This window comes from Psychrobacillus syltrankelensis (genome assembly GCF_055454035.1).
This window is the reverse complement of the sequence record NZ_CM144227.1, coordinates 1,908,408-1,925,372: the sequence shown is the minus strand read 5'-3', so window position 1 is coordinate 1,925,372 and position 16,965 is coordinate 1,908,408. Positions and strand designations below refer to the sequence as shown.

The following is a 16,965-nucleotide window of genomic DNA, read 5'->3' as shown; positions in this document are numbered from 1 at the left end:
TATGTTGAAAATAGAAAAACTATCTGGTGGTTACGATCACAAATTAGTAGTTAAAAACGTCTCCTTTGAAGTAGGAAAAGGCGAAATGCTTGGAATTTTAGGTCCAAACGGAAGTGGGAAATCCACTTTATTGAAGGTGATGAGTGGTATTCTACCGATGGAGTCAGGTGAAGTTTTCATTGAGGGTAAATCTTTAACAGCCTATTCTTCCAAGGAATTAGCTAGAAAAATGGCGGTACTCCCACAATTACATAGTCATGCATTTTCACATACAGTGAGAGATACGGTCTCACTTGGACGATATCCTCATCAAAGTGGTTGGTTTTCTTCATGGTCCAAAGAAGATGAAGCCGCCGTTGTGGAGGCAATGAATTTAACGGCAATGGAGAAATACGAACATCAACTTTTAGACATGTTATCTGGGGGAGAACAGCAACGTGTATTTGTTGCACAAGCACTTGCACAGCAAGCACCTATTTTATTGTTGGATGAACCAACAAATCACCTGGATATAGCACACCAAAAGCAATTGCTTGATACAATTAAAACACAGGCAATCGAAAAAGGAATTACGATTGTTAGCGTATTTCATGACATAAATCTTGCTTCTATTTACTGTGATCGACTGTTATTAATGGATCATGGAGAAATAAAAGTAATTGGAGCACCACATGAAGTAGTAACGAAAAGTCAAATTGAAACAGTTTATGAAGCTCGTGTCAGTACAAATCCACATCCTGAATGTCCTAAACCACAAATTACGATTCTTCCAGATGTGAAAGAAAAGAAGAATGATAAACTAATTACAACTCAAAACTTTCGGATTACAGGAGATCTTGTTGTATTCCAAGGGGAAACTCAGCTAAAAACTTGGTCATCAGCGGTAATCAATGCAGGTAGTGGTTGGTATAAAAACTTCGTAAACAGAAGAGTTGAAGCCAATTATGCCTGTAATAATGTCCAAGAAGAAATGTTAGAATACCTTTCGAATAATGGATTTTCTGAAGCTGATACAGTTGGAATGATGACTGCAGTTAATACAAAGGACGCGGTAATAAAAGAATACGATACACCTTTTGGTAGCATCGTCATCATGGTAACTGCAGGCGTTGGAAATGCAGTAGACGTATCAAGAGCACATGAAGTAGAAATGTTACCGGCAATTGGGACGATTAATACATGGATTATTGTGAACGGAGAGCTTTCGGATGAGGCATTTATTCAATCTGTTATAACGGCAACAGAAGCCAAAACAAAAGCGCTATCTTTCGAACAAGTTAAAGATCCACGTACTAGTACAATTGCTACAGGTACATCCACGGATAGCATATTAGTAGCAGCAACTCAACAAGGACTGCCTATTCCATACGCTGGTCCTATTACGGAAATTGGTAAAAAAATTGGACTAGGCGTTTACGAGTGCACGGTAGAAGCTATTCAAATTTATAAAAAAGCCAAAGGATGGGTGTAAATAATGGGTCCGCATATTTTTGCTATAGCAATTGGTCTTCTATTAGACAGAATCATCGGGGACCCACCAAACTGGCCGCATCCTGTCCGCTGGATTGGTTCACTAATTTCGAAGCTAACTGCCTTGTTAAATCGAGGTAGTGCACGAAAAGCGAAAGGATTTGTCCTTGTTGTTATTGTCGTTGGAATAACTTTCTTTATTACAATTGCAATCCTAATAGGTGCTTATTCCATTCATATGTGGGTTGGAATTGCAGTTGAGAGTATTTTCATCGCATCGGGACTTGCACAAAAAAGCTTAAAAGAAGCGGCAATGGATGTATATAAACCTTTAATGGCAAAAGATTTACCAGCAGCTAGACAAAAACTATCATGGATTGTCGGTCGTGATACTGAGAAGCTAGATGAAAAAGAAATTACAAGAGGTGTCGTTGAAACTGTATCTGAAAATATTAGTGATGGAATAACATCTCCACTTTTTTATGCATTTCTTTTTGCTGGTGCACCCGGCCTCTGGGTATATAAAGCGATCAATACGCTCGATTCTATGGTCGGCTACAAAAATGATAATTACAAGGATTTCGGTTTTGCCGCTGCAAAATTGGATGATATCGCAAACTACATTCCAAGTCGTTTAACCGGCTATCTCATTATGCTTTGGGGGAAAAAAGAAAGTACGTTACCTTTTGGAGAGCGAATGAAAGGCTGGTGGCTAGATGCAAAAAAGCATCCTAGTCCAAACAGCGGCTACTTAGAAGCTGCAACAGCTTATCAATTAGGAATACAACTAGGTGGAGTAAATACATATAAAGGTGTCGTTTCAAATCGAGCACTAATGGGGATTGGTGAGGTAACATTAACTCCGCGCCATATATTAAGTACAATATCGCATTTGAATACTGCCGTTTTTCTATTTTGGCTATGGATGATGGTCATTGGAGGAATTTTATTTGTCATTACCTAATCACGGAGCAAATGCTCATCTTTTATATGAAAGTCTAGATATGAGGATACCTGAAAAAGTGATTGATTTCAGTGAAAATGTCAATCCACTAGGACCACCTGCATTTGTGAAAGAACAGTGGGAATCTTATAGTGAATTAATCACCAAATATCCAGATCCTATTGGTGAACCATTTCTATCAGCGGTTGCAACATATCATGACGTACAGGTAGAAAATATCATAGTCGGAAACGGCGCAGCGGAAATATTTGCATGTCTTGCGAGACGTTACGAAAACAAAAGAGCTATTTTGATTCATCCCACTTTTTCAGAGTATGCTTCGACCCTAGCCCCTTATCATGTATATATAAAAGAAATCATTGCAACACAAGATTTACCAATAGATGAAGTACTTGATGAAATAGAGTTTGCAGAAGTAATTTATATTTGCAGACCGAATAATCCGACTGGCTATTTGGTTTCTTTAGAAGATATTATCCAAATTGCCAAATACGCGAAAAGATATAAATGTGAAGTCATTCTAGACGAAGCATTTCTTGATTTTATAGATGAAAAAGAATCATTTATTCCATATTTGAAGGAATTTACGAACGTTATTGTAGTTCGTTCGATGACGAAAATGTATGTGATTCCAGGCTTACGACTTGGTTACGCGGTAGCAAGTGAAGAAATTGTTAGAGAAACTCGTTATAGAATGCCACACTGGAATAGCAATGCGATTGCAACAACGATTGGTGCAGCATGTTTACAAGAAGAGGAATATCGTTTACAGGCAATTTCATTTGCAAAGAAAATGCGGGAGCAATTCACTGAATTTCTTGAAAATTGGAACTGTGTATTCCTACCATCTAGTACGAACTTTCTATGTTTTCAACTACCTGATCCAACTCAATCCAAAAGATTCTTTTTGTTTTTATTAGAAAAAGGCTGTGTACTGCGTCATACAGAGAATTTTAAAGGGCTTGATGGAAAATGGTTTCGAGTTGGAATGAAACAAAACTCGCAAATGATGCACTTGCAAAAGGAGATGACCACATGGTTCGAGGAAAACTTGTCTTCATAACAGGTGGTGTGCGAAGTGGAAAAAGTAGCTTCGCCGAACATTATTTAATGAATGAGCAAGCAAAACGAAATGTGTATGTCGCTTCTGGAGTTGCAGTAGATGGCGAAATGAAGGAACGAATTGCAAAACACCAAATCGACCGTGAAAATTATCCGGTTGAATGGGTGACGATAGAGCAACCTTGCAACTTCGAACAAATTATTCCACATATCCAAGAAGGAGATGGAATCCTTTGGGATTGTGTTACGACATGGCTTGCCAATGAGCTTTATGATAATGATATGGAAAAAGTTGAAAGGGTTCTATTTGAAGCAATTGATTGTTTAATTCACAAAGCAAAAGTAATCGTCATTGTTTCAAATGAAGTGCTAGATGAACCTTTATCTAAATATGAAAGTGTCGTTCTCTATCAAAAATGGATTGGACAAATTCACCAACAACTTGTGGCAAAAGCAGATCTAGCATTTGAAATGGAATATGGAATAAGTCATCAGTGGAAATGAGGAATAGTTGTGAAAGGATTAATGGTCCAAGGTACCGCTTCTAGTGTAGGGAAAAGTTTAATATGTACCGCTATTTGTCGACTTCTTGCGAATGAAGGTAAGCATGTAGCGCCTTTTAAATCACAAAACATGTCCAGTTTAAGTATTCATACAGAAGAGGGTTTTGAAATAAGCGTTTCCCAATCATTGCAAGCAAGGGCTGCAAAAACTCCTTATCTACCTGAGATGAACCCAATATTATTGAAACCATCAGGCGACATGGAAACAGACATATTTATTCTTGGCAAAAAAGAAAACAAAATGAATGGGATGCTCTACCGGGAGCAGTATTTTGAAGCAGGTCAAAAGCTTATTAAAAAAAGTTTACATGCACTATCCAATTCCTTTGAATACTTGATTTTAGAAGGTGCAGGGAGTCCTGTCGAAATGAATTTAAGAGACCGTGAACTAGTCAATATGCGCGTTGCTGATTTAGCAGATGTTCCTGTTTTATTAGTCGCCAATATTGAATATGGTGGAGTGTTTGCATCTATTGTTGGAACACTTGCATTATTACCTGAAGAGCATAGAGCACGTGTGAAAGGAATCATTATTAATAAGTTTCAAGGAGACGTTTCGTTGTTCCAAGATGGAATTGACTTCATCGAAGCATACACAGGAATTGAAGTACTAGGGGTCGTTCCTTACTTTCCGAATGAACTAGAGGAAGAAGATGGTATTGCCAAAAGTGATAAGTTTGCTTCTGACGATCAAATAAATGACTGGGCAAATCATTTTAAAAAGTATGTAAGATGGGATAAAATTGTTGCTACTTTAGAAGGAGATGAGTAATTGAATAGCTTGTTGTTAGCTCTTCAGTTTTTTACCATCGTTCCTGTGCATAAAAATTTACCAATGGAAAATCGGCAAATATCAGGAATGTATAGTTTGTTTCCTTGGATAGGTGCAGGTATCGGGGTAACCGCTTGTTTAGGACTCTATTTCGAATGGAGTACCCTAATGACGGGGTTTTCTATTGTGTTTTTAGGGATCTTGTTATCTGGAGGTCTCCATATGGACGGTTTTATTGATACATCTGATGCATTTTTCTCTTATAAAGACCGAATAAAGCGATATGAAATATTAGATGATCCACGCGTTGGTGCCTTTGGAGTAATGGCAGTTGTGTTATTGGTCGTAGGGAAAGTGATTATTGTATCCGAAGTATTGGCAGCACAATCGTTTCATTGGATCTTTGTCCTACTTATACCTTTTTTCTCAAGGGCAACACTTACGATGGTATTCGTGTTAACGAGAAGTGCTAAAGTGAGCGGGCTTGCCTACTTTTTTAAACAGAAGATGAATACAAATATGCTCATACTTGCGACCTCATGTAACTATTTTGTTGGTCTTTTCTTCATAGGATGGTTTTCTGATTGGTTAATTGCGATAACATTTGCAGCAGTTTTACTCGTATTTATTTGCTTATTTCGACACTGGGCAGTGAAGAATTTCGGTGGTATTACGGGGGATTTGCTCGGTGCTAGTGTGGAAGTTTCGGAGGTAGTGCTATGGCTGACACTTTTACTATTACTCTCATAAGACATTTGCCGACGAATGGGAACAGGGAGAAAAAATATATTGGCTGGACTGATGAGTCGATTATTTCTGAAATACAAACGAAAAAATTAGATCGTGAACTTACACAAGTTATTGGTAGCGACCTGATACGCTGTAAACAAACCGCAGAACAGTTATTCCAAGGGATTCCCTATCTTGCAAATGCAAATTTTAGAGAGTGCTCTTTTGGTGATTGGGAAGAAAAGACATATAATGAATTAAAAGTGGAAAAGATTTATAAGAGATGGCTAGAGAACCCTGGACAAGTGGCTCCACCAAATGGGGAGTCACTTGAAAGTATGGAAAAGCGTGTGTTACAAGGATTTTATAATGTGGTAAAGGAATTTGAAGAACCTGTTATTTTGACACATGGGGGACCGATTCGTATTTTATTAACAAAGTTTGCAAGCGCTGACAAGAGTTTTTGGGAGTGGGAAGTGCCCCATGGTTGCTGTTATGAGCTGCAATGGGCAACTAAAAAAGACATACTGGAGGGAAAGCCGTGCATGTCATTTTCGGTGGAGCATTTAATGGTAAACGAGCATATGTAGAGACGCTAGTGCACGGTCAAAGTGTCCAGTGGGTTGATGCCGGAGAGGATGTCCCGGTTTTATTGCCAGCTACCGAAGTGCTAGTAGTTTTTGGAGTAGAAAATCTGTTAGAACCTAATTTGAATAAGTGGATTGAACAGATAGAACAGTGGGATGAACAACTGGAAGTGTTGGTCATTGCGACAGAAATTGGACGCGGTATAGTTCCAATGGAAGCAAGTTTACGTCAGTTACGAGATGAAGTCGGCCGATTTTATCAACAACTTTTTTCAAAAGCGGAACGTGTAACACGAATTTGGTACGGAATTTCACAAACAATAAAGGGAGATGATCGAAATGAAAATTTACACAAAAACAGGTGACAAAGGGCAAACAGGATTAATCGGAGGAAGAACAGACAAAGATGATATTCGCGTAGAAACATACGGCACAATCGACGAAGTGAATTCGTTCATAGGAAAAGCAGTGACAGAATTAGATCCAGCAATTTTCGCAGACGTTTTAGAGGACTTAGAAACGATTCAACACGAATTATTTGATTGTGGTGGCGACCTAGCAAATGTATCGAATCGACGTGTGTATAAAATGACCGACGAACCGATTGAAGCAATGGAAAAACGAATTGATGTACTCGTTGAGGAAGGTCCGGTTTTAGAAAGATTCATTTTACCTGGTGGTACGCCAGCTGCAGCAACACTTCATATTGCACGAACAATTACAAGACGTGCAGAACGTCAAATGGTGACCTTGATGAAAACGGAAGAGGATGTGCCAGCAGTAGTGCAGCGCTATTTGAATCGCCTATCCGATTATTTATTTGCAGCAGCACGTGTAGCCAATGCACGTGAAAATGTTTCGGATGTAGAATATTTGCGTAGTGCAAAAGTTTTTAAAAACGTAGGAAGCGTAAAAAAAGAGGGGAAGTAAGTGCAATGAAGCTTCGTCTACTAACACTCGCAGCAATGTTTGCAGCATTATGTGCCATTGGTGCATTCGTGAAGATTCCTGTAGGTATTGGAAGCGCGGCACTTGATACGATTCCAGCACTTGTATCAGCTGCATTTTTGCCTCCTGTTTACGCAGGAGCAGCTTCCATGATCGGTCATTTATCTTCATCCCTTTATGCAGGATTTCCTTTAGGACCACTTCATATATTAATTGCTGGTGAAATGTTTTTGATTTTATTTGTGTTCACGAAACTTCATAGATCAGGATTACGGGTATGGAAATGGATATTTTTTGTATTTGCAAATAGTGTGCTTGCAACACTTCCGTTTTATTGGATTATTTCGCCAGGATTTTTTGTTACTGTACTACCCGGAATTACAATTGCTACCATTTTGAATGCTGGAATCGCGATAGTAGTATTTCCATTAGTTGAGCGAGTAATGGAGCGTGTGAAAACCCATGCGTAACGCAGTATTATTGCAAAATGGCCTAATATTAACTACCGATAATTCTGCTGGAATCGGTGAAAAAGAAGCAGATATTGTTCGTGTGGATGATGAGATTGTAGCTTATTTTGCAGCAAGAGTAACACTAGTTGAACAATGGGCTGCCGGAGCACATCCGATCTCAATAATCATGCATAACTTTTCGGGTAATAAAAGCTGGAATAAATATTTAGCCGGTATCGAGAAATTGTTTGTCGAAATCGGGCAACCCTGCCCAGTTGTTACCGGAAGCACCGAATCAAACATGGAAATGCTGCAATCTGCGATGGCAGTCACAATGATTGGTGAAAAGCGAACAACGAGCAGTGAAGAATCTTCATGGTGTATATATGGCAAACCATGCGTCGGCCAAGAAGTACTAATGGATGCAGAGAAAATTGCAGACATAAAAATGATTTGGGATGGAATAGTTAGTGGTCTAGTGCAGCATGTATGGCCAATCGGTTCCACAGGAATAGAAGCAGAATGCAAACGACTTGGATTAACCTTCCAATTAAACGGTTGGGACATTTCGAAATCTGCAGGTCCGGCAACATCTGTATTACTAGGAATTTCTCCTAATAGAGTGGTAGAAGCAAAAGTGCATTTTGGAAAGTATTTTGAAGAAATTAATTGATTTTTAAGAGCTAACTCACAAAGAGTTAGCTCCAGACTGTTGACAAACGCTCGCATTCTTCGTTGCTTGCACTTCGTTGTAAGCTCATGAACTTTAGTTCTATTCGCTTCCGCCTCGTGCTGGCGCGCCTCGACTGACAAGCGTTTTCAAGACAGTCTGAAGAGATACCATTCATTCAAAAATAACTTTGTCTATAACCTGGAGCTAACTCACAAAGAGTTAGCTCTTTATTGTAAGAATTGGTTGCTGTGGAAATCGAAATGGTTGCTCATAGGAATGAATTGGTCGCTGATATGAGCAAATTAGTCGCTTATATGATGAAAATGATCTCCCTTAACCGTATAGTAACTTTTAATGTAAAATAATTCCAAAAGGCTATTTGTCAATTGAAAAATAGTGTGCTATCTCACTTAGAGGTAACTCTTTATTACGAGAATTGGTTGCTTTGGAAATTGAAATGGTTGCTCATAGGAATGAATTGGTCGCTGATATGAGCAAATTAATCGCTTATATGGTGAAAATGGTCTCCCTTAACCGTATAGTAACTTTTAATGTAAAATAATTCCAAATAACTAAAAATAGTGAGCTATCTCACTTCAAGTTAACTCTTAATTGTGAGAAATGGTCTCGAAGTGCCGTATTACAACAAATAAAGTTAAATAATCCCAAGCTATTTTATTTGAATAATAATTTTTGATAACAGACGCAGCTCTCTAATACTGAATAAAACTCCTCGCTTTTCCTCCAAAACGAAGAAATTTTCTGATTTTCCTATTCCCAAAGAAACCTCTTGCCATTATAATCAATCTCGAACACCTTTAAATAAGTTAATGTTGACTGAATGCTCATTCAGTTTTAATATTAAATTACTTCTTTAACATTCTATTAACCAAATGGTATTCTATCGGTAACACGTCATTTTACAACTCAAAGGGGGAGAAATAAGATGAGTACTTTATTAATCGCAAACTGGGTGCTGTTTATAGCAGTTACTTTGTACGCAATCGGTTTGTTCGCATATTTATTGAAAACGAGGTATGCATATATCAAACTGGGGAAGAAAGTTGAATTTGAAGACAATGTGAAGGAAAGACTTCGCAAAATTTGGGTGTATGTTTTCGGACAAAAGAAGCTATTAAAAGATAAGAAAAGTGGAGCAATCCATGTTATGTTCTTCTATGGCTTTTTATTAGTTCAATTCGGGGCAATTGATTTTATATGGAAAGGATTAGCTCCTGGCTCACATTTACCACTGGGACCAGTATATTCTGCTTTTACTTTTTTCCAAGAAATCGTCACATTTGTTATTTTAATAGCAGTAGTATGGGCTTTCTATAGACGCTATATCGAAAAATTAGTTCGTTTAAAACGTGGATGGAAAAATGGTCTTGTTTTGATTTTCATCGGGGGGTTAATGGTTTCTGTTTTAGTTGGTAATGGCATGGGGATGATTTGGCATGGCCATGATGCAGCTTGGACTGAGCCAATCGCATCTTCTATCTCAACAATATTTGGTTTTATTCCACCAACTGCAGCAACTGTCGTTTTCTATTTAATGTGGTGGGTCCATCTTCTGTTCCTACTAACATTCTTAGTATACGTACCACAATCAAAGCATTTCCATTTAATAACTGGTCCTGCAAACGTTTACTTCCACCGGTTAGACAATGTTGGGAAATTACGTCCAATCAATTTTGAAGAGGAAGAAGACGAAGAAGCCGACGAAGAAGAAATGCCTTCTTTTGGTGTAGGTCGCATTCAAGATTTTACCCAAGCACAAATGATCGACTTCTACGCATGTGTAGAATGTGGACGTTGTACAAATATGTGTCCAGCAACGGGAACAGGCAAAATGCTTTCTCCGATGGACTTAATCGTAAAGCTTCGAGATCATTTAACACTTACTGGAGCAGTTGAAACAAAGACAAAACCTTGGGTACCAGCATTTGCTTTCCAAGGAACAAAAGGAAACCAACTTGCGATGGCTGCAGGAGCAGAAGCTGCAGTAATCGAAGATATTTATAGCCCATCACTAATTGGTGATGTGATTACAGAAGAAGAAATTTGGGCTTGTACAACTTGCCGTAACTGTGAAGACCAATGTCCAGTTATGAATGAACATGTAGACAAAATAATAGACCTTCGCCGTTACTTAGTTATGACAGAAGGAAAGATGGATCCAGATGCACAACGCGCAATGACGAATATTGAGCGCCAAGGAAATCCATGGGGCTTGAATCGTAAAGAAAAAGAAAACTGGAGAGATGCACGTCCAGACATTCACATTCCGACAGTGAAAGAAGTATCGAAAGCTGGAGAAGAATTTGAATACTTATTCTGGGTTGGTTCAATGGGATCGTTCGATAACCGATCACAAAAGATCGCTTTATCGTTTGCCCATTTAATGAACGAGGCTGGAGTGAAATTTGCTATTCTTGGTAATAAAGAAAAGAACTCTGGAGACACACCACGTCGTTTAGGAAACGAGTTTTTATTCCAAGAGCTAGCAACAAATAATATTTCTGAATTTGAAAAAGCTGGGGTAACCAAAATAGTAACAATTGATCCACATGCATATAATATCTTTAAAAATGAATACAGCGATTTCGGATGGAGTGGAGAAGTAGTTCACCATACAGAAATGCTTTATGACTTAGTGCAAGCTGGTCGTTTGAAAGCCCAATACGCAGTAGAAGAAACAATTACATTCCATGATTCTTGTTACTTAGGGCGATACAATGATGTCTATGACGCACCACGTGAAGTGTTAAAATCTATTCCTGGGGTGAAATTAGTAGAAATGGATCGTAACCGCGAAACAGGAATGTGCTGTGGAGCAGGTGGCGGTATGATGTGGATGGAAGAGCATGTCGGAAATCGTGTAAACGTAGCTCGTACAGAACAAGCGCTGGAAGTGAATCCAACCATTATTTCTTCTGGATGTCCTTACTGTTTAACGATGTTATCGGATGGTACGAAAGCGAAGGAAGTTGAAGAAACTGTTGGTACTTATGACATTGCAGAGCTTCTAGAAAAATCAGTTTTCGGAGAGTTCATTCCACCAGTTGAAGAGGAAGAAGTAGAACCAATCGTTCAATAAATAGACATATTATATTGCAATTAATGTGATAGTTTCGTAAACTAGTGTTAATAGTAAGGGAGTGTAAAAGCTCCCTTTTTTCTAACAATTTAATCGAGCGAGCGTTCAGTCAGTAACGTTTTTTATTTTATTTTTGTTGAAAGCGCATACAAATCAGACAAAGGGGTGGCTAGTTTGACAAAGACAGTTATTTTGGATGGTGCACGTACAGCTTTTGGGAAATTCGGAGGGGCACTTAGTAGTTTAACTGCATCTGATTTAGGTGGAGTAGCGATTAAAGAGGCGTTGACTCGTGCTGGAATAGATGTAGAACAAGTGGATGAAGTCATTATGGGAACTGTATTACAAGCAGGTCAAGGGCAAATTCCTTCTAGACAGGCTGCTACAAAAGCAGGAATTCCTTGGTCAGTTAAAACCGAAACGATTAACAAAGTGTGTGCTTCTGGTATGCGAAGTGTTACTTTAGCTGATCAATTAATTCGTCTTGGTGATGAAGAAATCATTGTTGCTGGTGGAATGGAATCGATGTCGAATGCTCCATATTATTTACCAAAAGGTAGATTCGGACTTCGTATGGGAGATGCGCAAATGGTGGACGGAATGATATACGACGGACTTTCTTGTTCATTCCATCCAAAGCACGTGCATATGGGGACATACGGAAACACTACTGCCGAATCATTCGAACTATCTCGCGAGAAGCAAGATGAGTGGTCTTTTAGAAGTCATGATCTCGCACTAAAAGCAATGGACAAAGGCATTTTTGCAGAGGAAATTATCTCTGTGGAAATTCCACAACGAAAAGGGGACGCTTTCATCGTAAACCAAGATGAAGCACCTCGCCGCGACACTTCCATCGAATCACTTGCGAAACTAAAACCCGCATTTGGTAGTGAAGGAACGATCACTGCAGGAAATGCTCCTGGTATTAATGACGGAGCTTGTGCGATGGTTTTAACAAATGAAGAAAAAGCAAAAGAGCTTGGGAAAGAGCCACTGGCATACGTGCTAGGTCACGCCGAAATAGCAATTGAACCGGAAAACTTCCCTCAAACACCAGGTATAGTAATCAATAAATTACTTGATAAAACAGGGAAAACACTAGCTGAAATTGATTTATTTGAAATAAATGAAGCATTTGCCGCTGTTGCATTAGTAAGCAGTCAAATTGCAGGTATCGATGAGGAAAAAGTGAACGTAAACGGCGGTGCAGTAGCGCTTGGTCATCCAATTGGAGCATCTGGTGCGCGTATTATATTAACACTTGCTTATGAACTGAAACGCCGCGGTGGTGGTATTGGAGTAGCAGCAATTTGTTCGGGAGGCGGGCAAGGTGATGCTATTATGATCGAAGTTCCAAAAACAGGGGGAAGTAACGCATGACGATTCAAAAAGTAATGGTAATCGGAGCGGGTCAAATGGGATCTGGAATTGCACAAGTTTGTGCACAAGCAGGATTTGAAGTGAAATTAAATGACCGTGAACAACAATATTACGATCGCGGCATTCAAACAATTACAAAAAACTTGTCACGTAACGTCGAAAAAGGTCGCATGACAGAAGATGAAAAACAAGCAGTTCTCCAAAATATTACAAAATCACTTTCCATCGAAGACGCAAATGATGTGGATTTAGTAATTGAAGCGGCCGTCGAAAATATGGATATCAAGCAATCAATTTTTAAACAATTAGACGAAATAACGCCAAAACATACTATCTTGGCAACGAACACTTCTTCTTTACCAATCACGGAAATCGCAGCGGTAACGAATCGGCCTGAGCAAGTAATCGGTATGCATTTTATGAATCCCGTTCCTGTAATGAAACTTGTAGAAATTATCCGCGGATTAGCAACTTCTGACGAGGTATATACAGCAATTGAAGAAATGACGATTAAACTAAGTAAAACACCAGTGGAAGTAAATGACTTCCCAGGTTTCGTTTCCAATCGTATTTTAATGCCAATGATAAACGAAGCAATCTACACTCTTTATGAAGGTGTTGCTTCAAAAGAAGCAATCGACGATGTGATGAAAATGGGTATGAATCACCCAATGGGACCACTTCAATTAGCCGATTTTATTGGTTTAGATACTTGTTTGTATATTATGGAAATTTTACATGAAGGTTTTGGGGACAGTAAATATCGTCCGTGCCCACTGCTTAGAAAATACGTAAAAGCTGGTTGGTTAGGCAAGAAATCAGGTCGAGGCTTTTACAGCTACGAATAAAGTGAAACCTCAATCAGTGGGGAAAAGGGGTTTTTAAGATGGAATTGAAATTCACGGAAGAACAATTAATGATGCGTAATATGGTGCGAGATTTTGCGAAAACAGAAATCGAGCCTTTTATTGAACGAATGGAACAAGGGGAATTCCCTCGTGAAATAATAAAAAAAATGGGTGAATTAGGGTTAATGGGGATAACAGTTCCTGAACAATATGGCGGTGCAGAAATGGACTTCACAAGCTACGTAATCGCAATAAACGAGCTGTCAAAAGTGAGTGCAGTCGTTGGAGTAATTCTTTCTGTTCACACATCTGTTGGAACGAACCCAATCCTTTACTTCGGCAATGAAGAGCAAAAAAATAAATATATTCCGAAGCTTGCAACTGGTGAATACTTAGGAGCATTTTGTTTAACAGAGGCATCTGCAGGATCAGATGCGGGTGCACTGAAAACGAAAGCAGTTAAAAAAGATGACCATTATGTACTAAATGGTTCTAAAGTATTTATTACAAATGGTGGCGAAGCAGATGTGAACATCGTGTTCGCTTCAACGGATCCGTCTCAAGGTTCAAGAGGAATAACTGCTTTTATCGTGGAGAAGGATACACCTGGTTTTATAGTTGGAAAAGATGAAAAGAAAATGGGATTGCACGGTTCCAGAACTGTGCAAATCACTTTTGAAGATATGAAAATTCCAGTAGAAAATAGACTCGGTGAAGAAGGCGAAGGATTTAAAATTGCAATGGCAAATTTAAATACTGGTCGAATCGGAATCGCAACGCAAGCACTAGGAATTGCAGAAGTAGCTTTTGAAGCAGCAGTAGAATATGCAAAAGAACGAGTGCAATTTGGTAAACCAATTGCAGCAAACCAAGGAGTAGGCTTCAAGCTTGCAGATATGGGAACTGCAGTAGAAGCGGCTAGACTTCTTGTATATCGTGCAGCGAGCCTTCGCGAAAAAGGACTTCCTTGTGGAAAAGAAGCTTCGATGGCGAAACTATTTGCATCGAAAACGGCGGTGGATGTAGCAATTGAAGCTGTTCAAGTATTTGGAGGATATGGTTACACAGAAGATTATCCTGTCGAACGTTACTTCCGTGACGCAAAAATAACGGAAATTTACGAAGGAACAAGTGAAATACAAAATATCGTAATTAGTAAGCATCTTACAAATTAAATGTATTCCTAATAAATGGCTTAACGAGAGCAACCGACCTCGATGCGAGAGCAATCAGCGTCGATCCGAGAGCAACCAACGTCAATGCGAGAGCAACAAATCTCGATCCAAGAGCAATCAACGTATACCAGAGCAAATCGCATCGATGCGAGAGCAACCAACGTCAATACGAGAGCAACCAACGTCGATCCGAGAGCAACCAACGACGATCCGAGAGCAAGCAAACGTATACGAGAGCAAATTGCTTCGATGCGAGAGCAATCAGCGTCGATCCGAGAGCAACCAACGTATACAAGAGCAAATCGCTTCGATCCGAGAGCAACCACTGTCGTAACGAGAGCAACCAATCTCGATGCGAGAGCGATCAACCTAGATACAAGAGCAACCAACGACAATACGAGAGTAACCAAACTAAAACACTAAAAGGCGGGATAATAATGAATTTTCAACTATCAGAAGAGCATGAAATGATTCGAAAAATGGTACGTGACTTTGCAGAAAACGAAGTAGGACCAACAGCTGCAGAGCGTGATGAAGAGGAACGCTTTGACCGCGAAATTTTCGACAAAATGGCGGAACTAGGTTTAACGGGTATTCCTTGGCCAGAAGAATATGGCGGAATCGGTTCTGATTATCTTGCTTACTGCATCGCAGTAGAAGAGTTGTCTCGTGTTTGTGCATCAACAGGTGTGACGCTTTCTGCACATACTTCACTCGCTGGATGGCCGATTTTTAAATACGGCAATGAAGAGCAAAAGCAAAAATACCTTCGTCCAATGGCAGAGGGAACTAAAATCGGTGGATACGGTTTAACAGAAGCTGGTTCAGGCTCTGACGCTGGCGGCATGAAAACAACTGCTAAATTAGATGGCGATCATTATGTACTAAATGGTTCTAAAATCTTCATCACAAATGGTGGTATTGCAGATATCTATGTAGTATTTGCAGTGACGGATCCAGACTCAAAACATAAGGGAACAAGCGCATTTATCATTGAAGCAGACTTCCCTGGATTCTCCGTAGGGAAAAAAGAAAAGAAATTGGGAATTCGTTCTTCTCCAACAACTGAAATTATTTTTGATAATTGCCGTGTACCAAAAGAAAATCTTCTTGGAGAAGAAGGGGAGGGCTTCATCATCGCAATGAAAACATTAGATGGTGGACGTAACGGAATTGCTGCTCAAGCGGTCGGGATATCACAAGGCGCACTAGATGCTGCAGTTGGATATGCTAAAGAACGTGTTCAATTTGGTAAACCAATTGTTGCAAATCAAGGCGTATCTTTCAAACTTGCTGATATGGCAACATCTACAGAAGCATCTCGTTTACTTACGTATCAAGCTGCATGGCTAGAATCCAATGGTCTTCCTTACGGAAAAGAATCTGCAATGGCGAAGCTAATGGCTGGCGATACAGCAATGAAAGTGACGACAGAAGCAGTGCAAGTATTCGGAGGATATGGGTATACAAAAGATTACCCTGTAGAACGTTTTATGCGTGATGCAAAAATTACGCAAATATACGAGGGCACACAAGAAATTCAACGTCTAGTTATTTCTCGTATGCTTACAAAGTAGTAGATGACGATGGATAAAAAGCATGAAGTGAAGACATCTGTAAAAGATGAAAGTCTCATCGAAAAAAGACGTCACCAAATGATTCGTGCAGCAGTTACATTATTTAAAGAAAAAGGATTTCACCGCGCTACAACGAGAGAAATAGCTAAAGAAGCTGGTTTCAGTATTGGTACACTCTACGAATATATTCGCACAAAGGAAGATGTGCTCTATTTAGTTTGCGATAGTATTTACAATGAAGTACATGACAAACTATCTCAAATTACGTCACAAAATGACACTATAGAAGATTTAAAAACAGCGATCCGACACTATTATCGGGTAATTGACGACATGCAGGATGAGTTTGTTGTTATGTATCAAGAATCCAAATCTTTACCAAAAGATGCGCTGGAATATGTATTAAAAAAAGAATTAGAAATGGTAGATATCTTCCATGAGATTCTTACTGGATGCATACAATCTGGTGAACTTGAACTTACAGAAGCACAAGCAAACCTTTATGCACATACACTTGTCGTTCAAGGACAAATGTGGGCATTTAGAAGATGGGCTTTACGTAAAGAATATACAATTGAGCAATTTACAGAATTACAAATAGAATTTGTCTTAAGTGGGATGGGCAAGTAAATTTTTATTCAAAAGTCTATGTTAAATATAAT

Annotated in this window: 17 protein-coding genes; all 17 read left to right on the top strand. The window is 39.2% G+C overall.

Going from position 1 to position 16,965, the window contains the following annotated elements; all coding sequences use genetic code 11:
• Position 1: 1 nt before the first annotated feature.
• The 17 genes from ACTSKG_RS09265 (at position 2) to ACTSKG_RS09185 (ending at position 16,933) form a co-directional block, all read left to right on the top strand.
• On the top strand, positions 2-1,471 hold the full coding sequence (locus tag ACTSKG_RS09265; RefSeq protein ID WP_464757899.1) for an adenosylcobinamide amidohydrolase: 1,470 nt from the start codon (positions 2-4) through the stop codon (positions 1,469-1,471).
• A gap of 3 nt (positions 1,472-1,474) precedes the next feature.
• Positions 1,475-2,434, top strand: coding sequence for an adenosylcobinamide-phosphate synthase CbiB (cbiB, locus tag ACTSKG_RS09260; RefSeq protein WP_464757898.1), 960 nt, complete (start codon positions 1,475-1,477; stop codon positions 2,432-2,434).
• A complete protein-coding gene (locus ACTSKG_RS09255; RefSeq protein ID WP_464757897.1) occupies positions 2,421-3,497 on the top strand; it encodes a pyridoxal phosphate-dependent aminotransferase in 1,077 nt (358 codons plus the stop codon). The genes cbiB and ACTSKG_RS09255 overlap by 14 nt, the downstream gene beginning before the upstream one ends.
• Positions 3,470-4,000, top strand: coding sequence for a bifunctional adenosylcobinamide kinase/adenosylcobinamide-phosphate guanylyltransferase (locus tag ACTSKG_RS09250; protein ID WP_464757896.1), 531 nt, complete (start codon positions 3,470-3,472; stop codon positions 3,998-4,000). Before ACTSKG_RS09255 ends, ACTSKG_RS09250 begins: the two co-directional genes overlap by 28 nt.
• A 9-nt stretch (positions 4,001-4,009) precedes the next feature.
• Complete coding sequence (locus tag ACTSKG_RS09245) at positions 4,010-4,831, top strand: cobyric acid synthase (RefSeq protein WP_464757894.1); 822 nt, start codon at positions 4,010-4,012, stop codon at positions 4,829-4,831.
• Positions 4,832-5,581, top strand: coding sequence for an adenosylcobinamide-GDP ribazoletransferase (locus tag ACTSKG_RS09240; RefSeq protein WP_464757893.1), 750 nt, complete (start codon positions 4,832-4,834; stop codon positions 5,579-5,581). It abuts the gene before it with no gap.
• Complete coding sequence (locus tag ACTSKG_RS09235; RefSeq protein WP_464757892.1) at positions 5,551-6,150, top strand: histidine phosphatase family protein; 600 nt, start codon at positions 5,551-5,553, stop codon at positions 6,148-6,150. The genes ACTSKG_RS09240 and ACTSKG_RS09235 overlap by 31 nt, the downstream gene beginning before the upstream one ends.
• Positions 6,102-6,512 (top strand): bifunctional adenosylcobinamide kinase/adenosylcobinamide-phosphate guanylyltransferase, encoded by a 411-nt coding sequence (locus ACTSKG_RS09230; RefSeq protein ID WP_464757891.1) that lies wholly within the window; start codon positions 6,102-6,104, stop codon positions 6,510-6,512. The genes ACTSKG_RS09235 and ACTSKG_RS09230 overlap by 49 nt, the downstream gene beginning before the upstream one ends.
• The gene (locus ACTSKG_RS09225; RefSeq protein ID WP_464757890.1) at positions 6,487-7,077 is read left to right on the top strand and encodes a cob(I)yrinic acid a,c-diamide adenosyltransferase; all 591 of its coding nucleotides are present in this window, start codon (positions 6,487-6,489) and stop codon (positions 7,075-7,077) included. The genes ACTSKG_RS09230 and ACTSKG_RS09225 overlap by 26 nt, the downstream gene beginning before the upstream one ends.
• 5 nt (positions 7,078-7,082) lie before the next feature.
• Positions 7,083-7,565: an ECF transporter S component gene (locus ACTSKG_RS09220; RefSeq protein ID WP_464757889.1), complete on the top strand. Its 483-nt coding sequence runs from the start codon at positions 7,083-7,085 to the stop codon at positions 7,563-7,565.
• Entirely contained in the window at positions 7,558-8,220 is a 663-nt protein-coding gene (locus tag ACTSKG_RS09215; RefSeq protein WP_464757888.1) for a hypothetical protein, read from the top strand. Before ACTSKG_RS09220 ends, ACTSKG_RS09215 begins: the two co-directional genes overlap by 8 nt.
• 946 nt (positions 8,221-9,166) lie before the next feature.
• The gene (locus tag ACTSKG_RS09210; RefSeq protein ID WP_464757887.1) at positions 9,167-11,320 is read left to right on the top strand and encodes a (Fe-S)-binding protein; all 2,154 of its coding nucleotides are present in this window, start codon (positions 9,167-9,169) and stop codon (positions 11,318-11,320) included.
• Between the two features lie 174 nt (positions 11,321-11,494).
• Positions 11,495-12,703, top strand: coding sequence for an acetyl-CoA C-acetyltransferase (locus ACTSKG_RS09205; protein WP_464757886.1), 1,209 nt, complete (start codon positions 11,495-11,497; stop codon positions 12,701-12,703).
• Positions 12,700-13,551, top strand: a complete 852-nt coding sequence (locus ACTSKG_RS09200) for a 3-hydroxybutyryl-CoA dehydrogenase (protein ID WP_464757885.1) — start codon at positions 12,700-12,702, stop codon at positions 13,549-13,551. The genes ACTSKG_RS09205 and ACTSKG_RS09200 overlap by 4 nt, the downstream gene beginning before the upstream one ends.
• A gap of 38 nt (positions 13,552-13,589) precedes the next feature.
• Complete coding sequence (locus ACTSKG_RS09195) at positions 13,590-14,726, top strand: acyl-CoA dehydrogenase (RefSeq protein WP_464757884.1); 1,137 nt, start codon at positions 13,590-13,592, stop codon at positions 14,724-14,726.
• A 437-nt stretch (positions 14,727-15,163) separates the two neighbouring features.
• On the top strand, positions 15,164-16,303 hold the full coding sequence (locus ACTSKG_RS09190) for an acyl-CoA dehydrogenase (protein ID WP_464757883.1): 1,140 nt from the start codon (positions 15,164-15,166) through the stop codon (positions 16,301-16,303).
• A gap of 9 nt (positions 16,304-16,312) precedes the next feature.
• Positions 16,313-16,933: a TetR/AcrR family transcriptional regulator gene (locus tag ACTSKG_RS09185; protein WP_464757882.1), complete on the top strand. Its 621-nt coding sequence runs from the start codon at positions 16,313-16,315 to the stop codon at positions 16,931-16,933.
• Positions 16,934-16,965: the final 32 nt, after the last annotated feature.

What these genes read in the sequence shown, in the direction of transcription:
- ACTSKG_RS09265 (WP_464757899.1), top strand. Translation starts at nt 2, where the DNA reads ATGTTGAAAATAGAAAAACTATCTGGTGGTTACGATCACAAATTAGTA.
- cbiB (WP_464757898.1), top strand. Translation starts at nt 1,475, where the DNA reads ATGGGTCCGCATATTTTTGCTATAGCAATTGGTCTTCTATTAGACAGA.
- ACTSKG_RS09250 (WP_464757896.1), top strand. Translation starts at nt 3,470, where the DNA reads ATGGTTCGAGGAAAACTTGTCTTCATAACAGGTGGTGTGCGAAGTGGA.
- ACTSKG_RS09235 (WP_464757892.1), top strand. Translation starts at nt 5,551, where the DNA reads ATGGCTGACACTTTTACTATTACTCTCATAAGACATTTGCCGACGAAT.
- ACTSKG_RS09225 (WP_464757890.1), top strand. Translation starts at nt 6,487, where the DNA reads ATGAAAATTTACACAAAAACAGGTGACAAAGGGCAAACAGGATTAATC.
- ACTSKG_RS09220 (WP_464757889.1), top strand. Translation starts at nt 7,083, where the DNA reads ATGAAGCTTCGTCTACTAACACTCGCAGCAATGTTTGCAGCATTATGT.
- ACTSKG_RS09215 (WP_464757888.1), top strand. Translation starts at nt 7,558, where the DNA reads ATGCGTAACGCAGTATTATTGCAAAATGGCCTAATATTAACTACCGAT.
- ACTSKG_RS09210 (WP_464757887.1), top strand. Translation starts at nt 9,167, where the DNA reads ATGAGTACTTTATTAATCGCAAACTGGGTGCTGTTTATAGCAGTTACT.
- ACTSKG_RS09200 (WP_464757885.1), top strand. Translation starts at nt 12,700, where the DNA reads ATGACGATTCAAAAAGTAATGGTAATCGGAGCGGGTCAAATGGGATCT.
- ACTSKG_RS09195 (WP_464757884.1), top strand. Translation starts at nt 13,590, where the DNA reads ATGGAATTGAAATTCACGGAAGAACAATTAATGATGCGTAATATGGTG.
- ACTSKG_RS09190 (WP_464757883.1), top strand. Translation starts at nt 15,164, where the DNA reads ATGAATTTTCAACTATCAGAAGAGCATGAAATGATTCGAAAAATGGTA.
- ACTSKG_RS09185 (WP_464757882.1), top strand. Translation starts at nt 16,313, where the DNA reads ATGGATAAAAAGCATGAAGTGAAGACATCTGTAAAAGATGAAAGTCTC.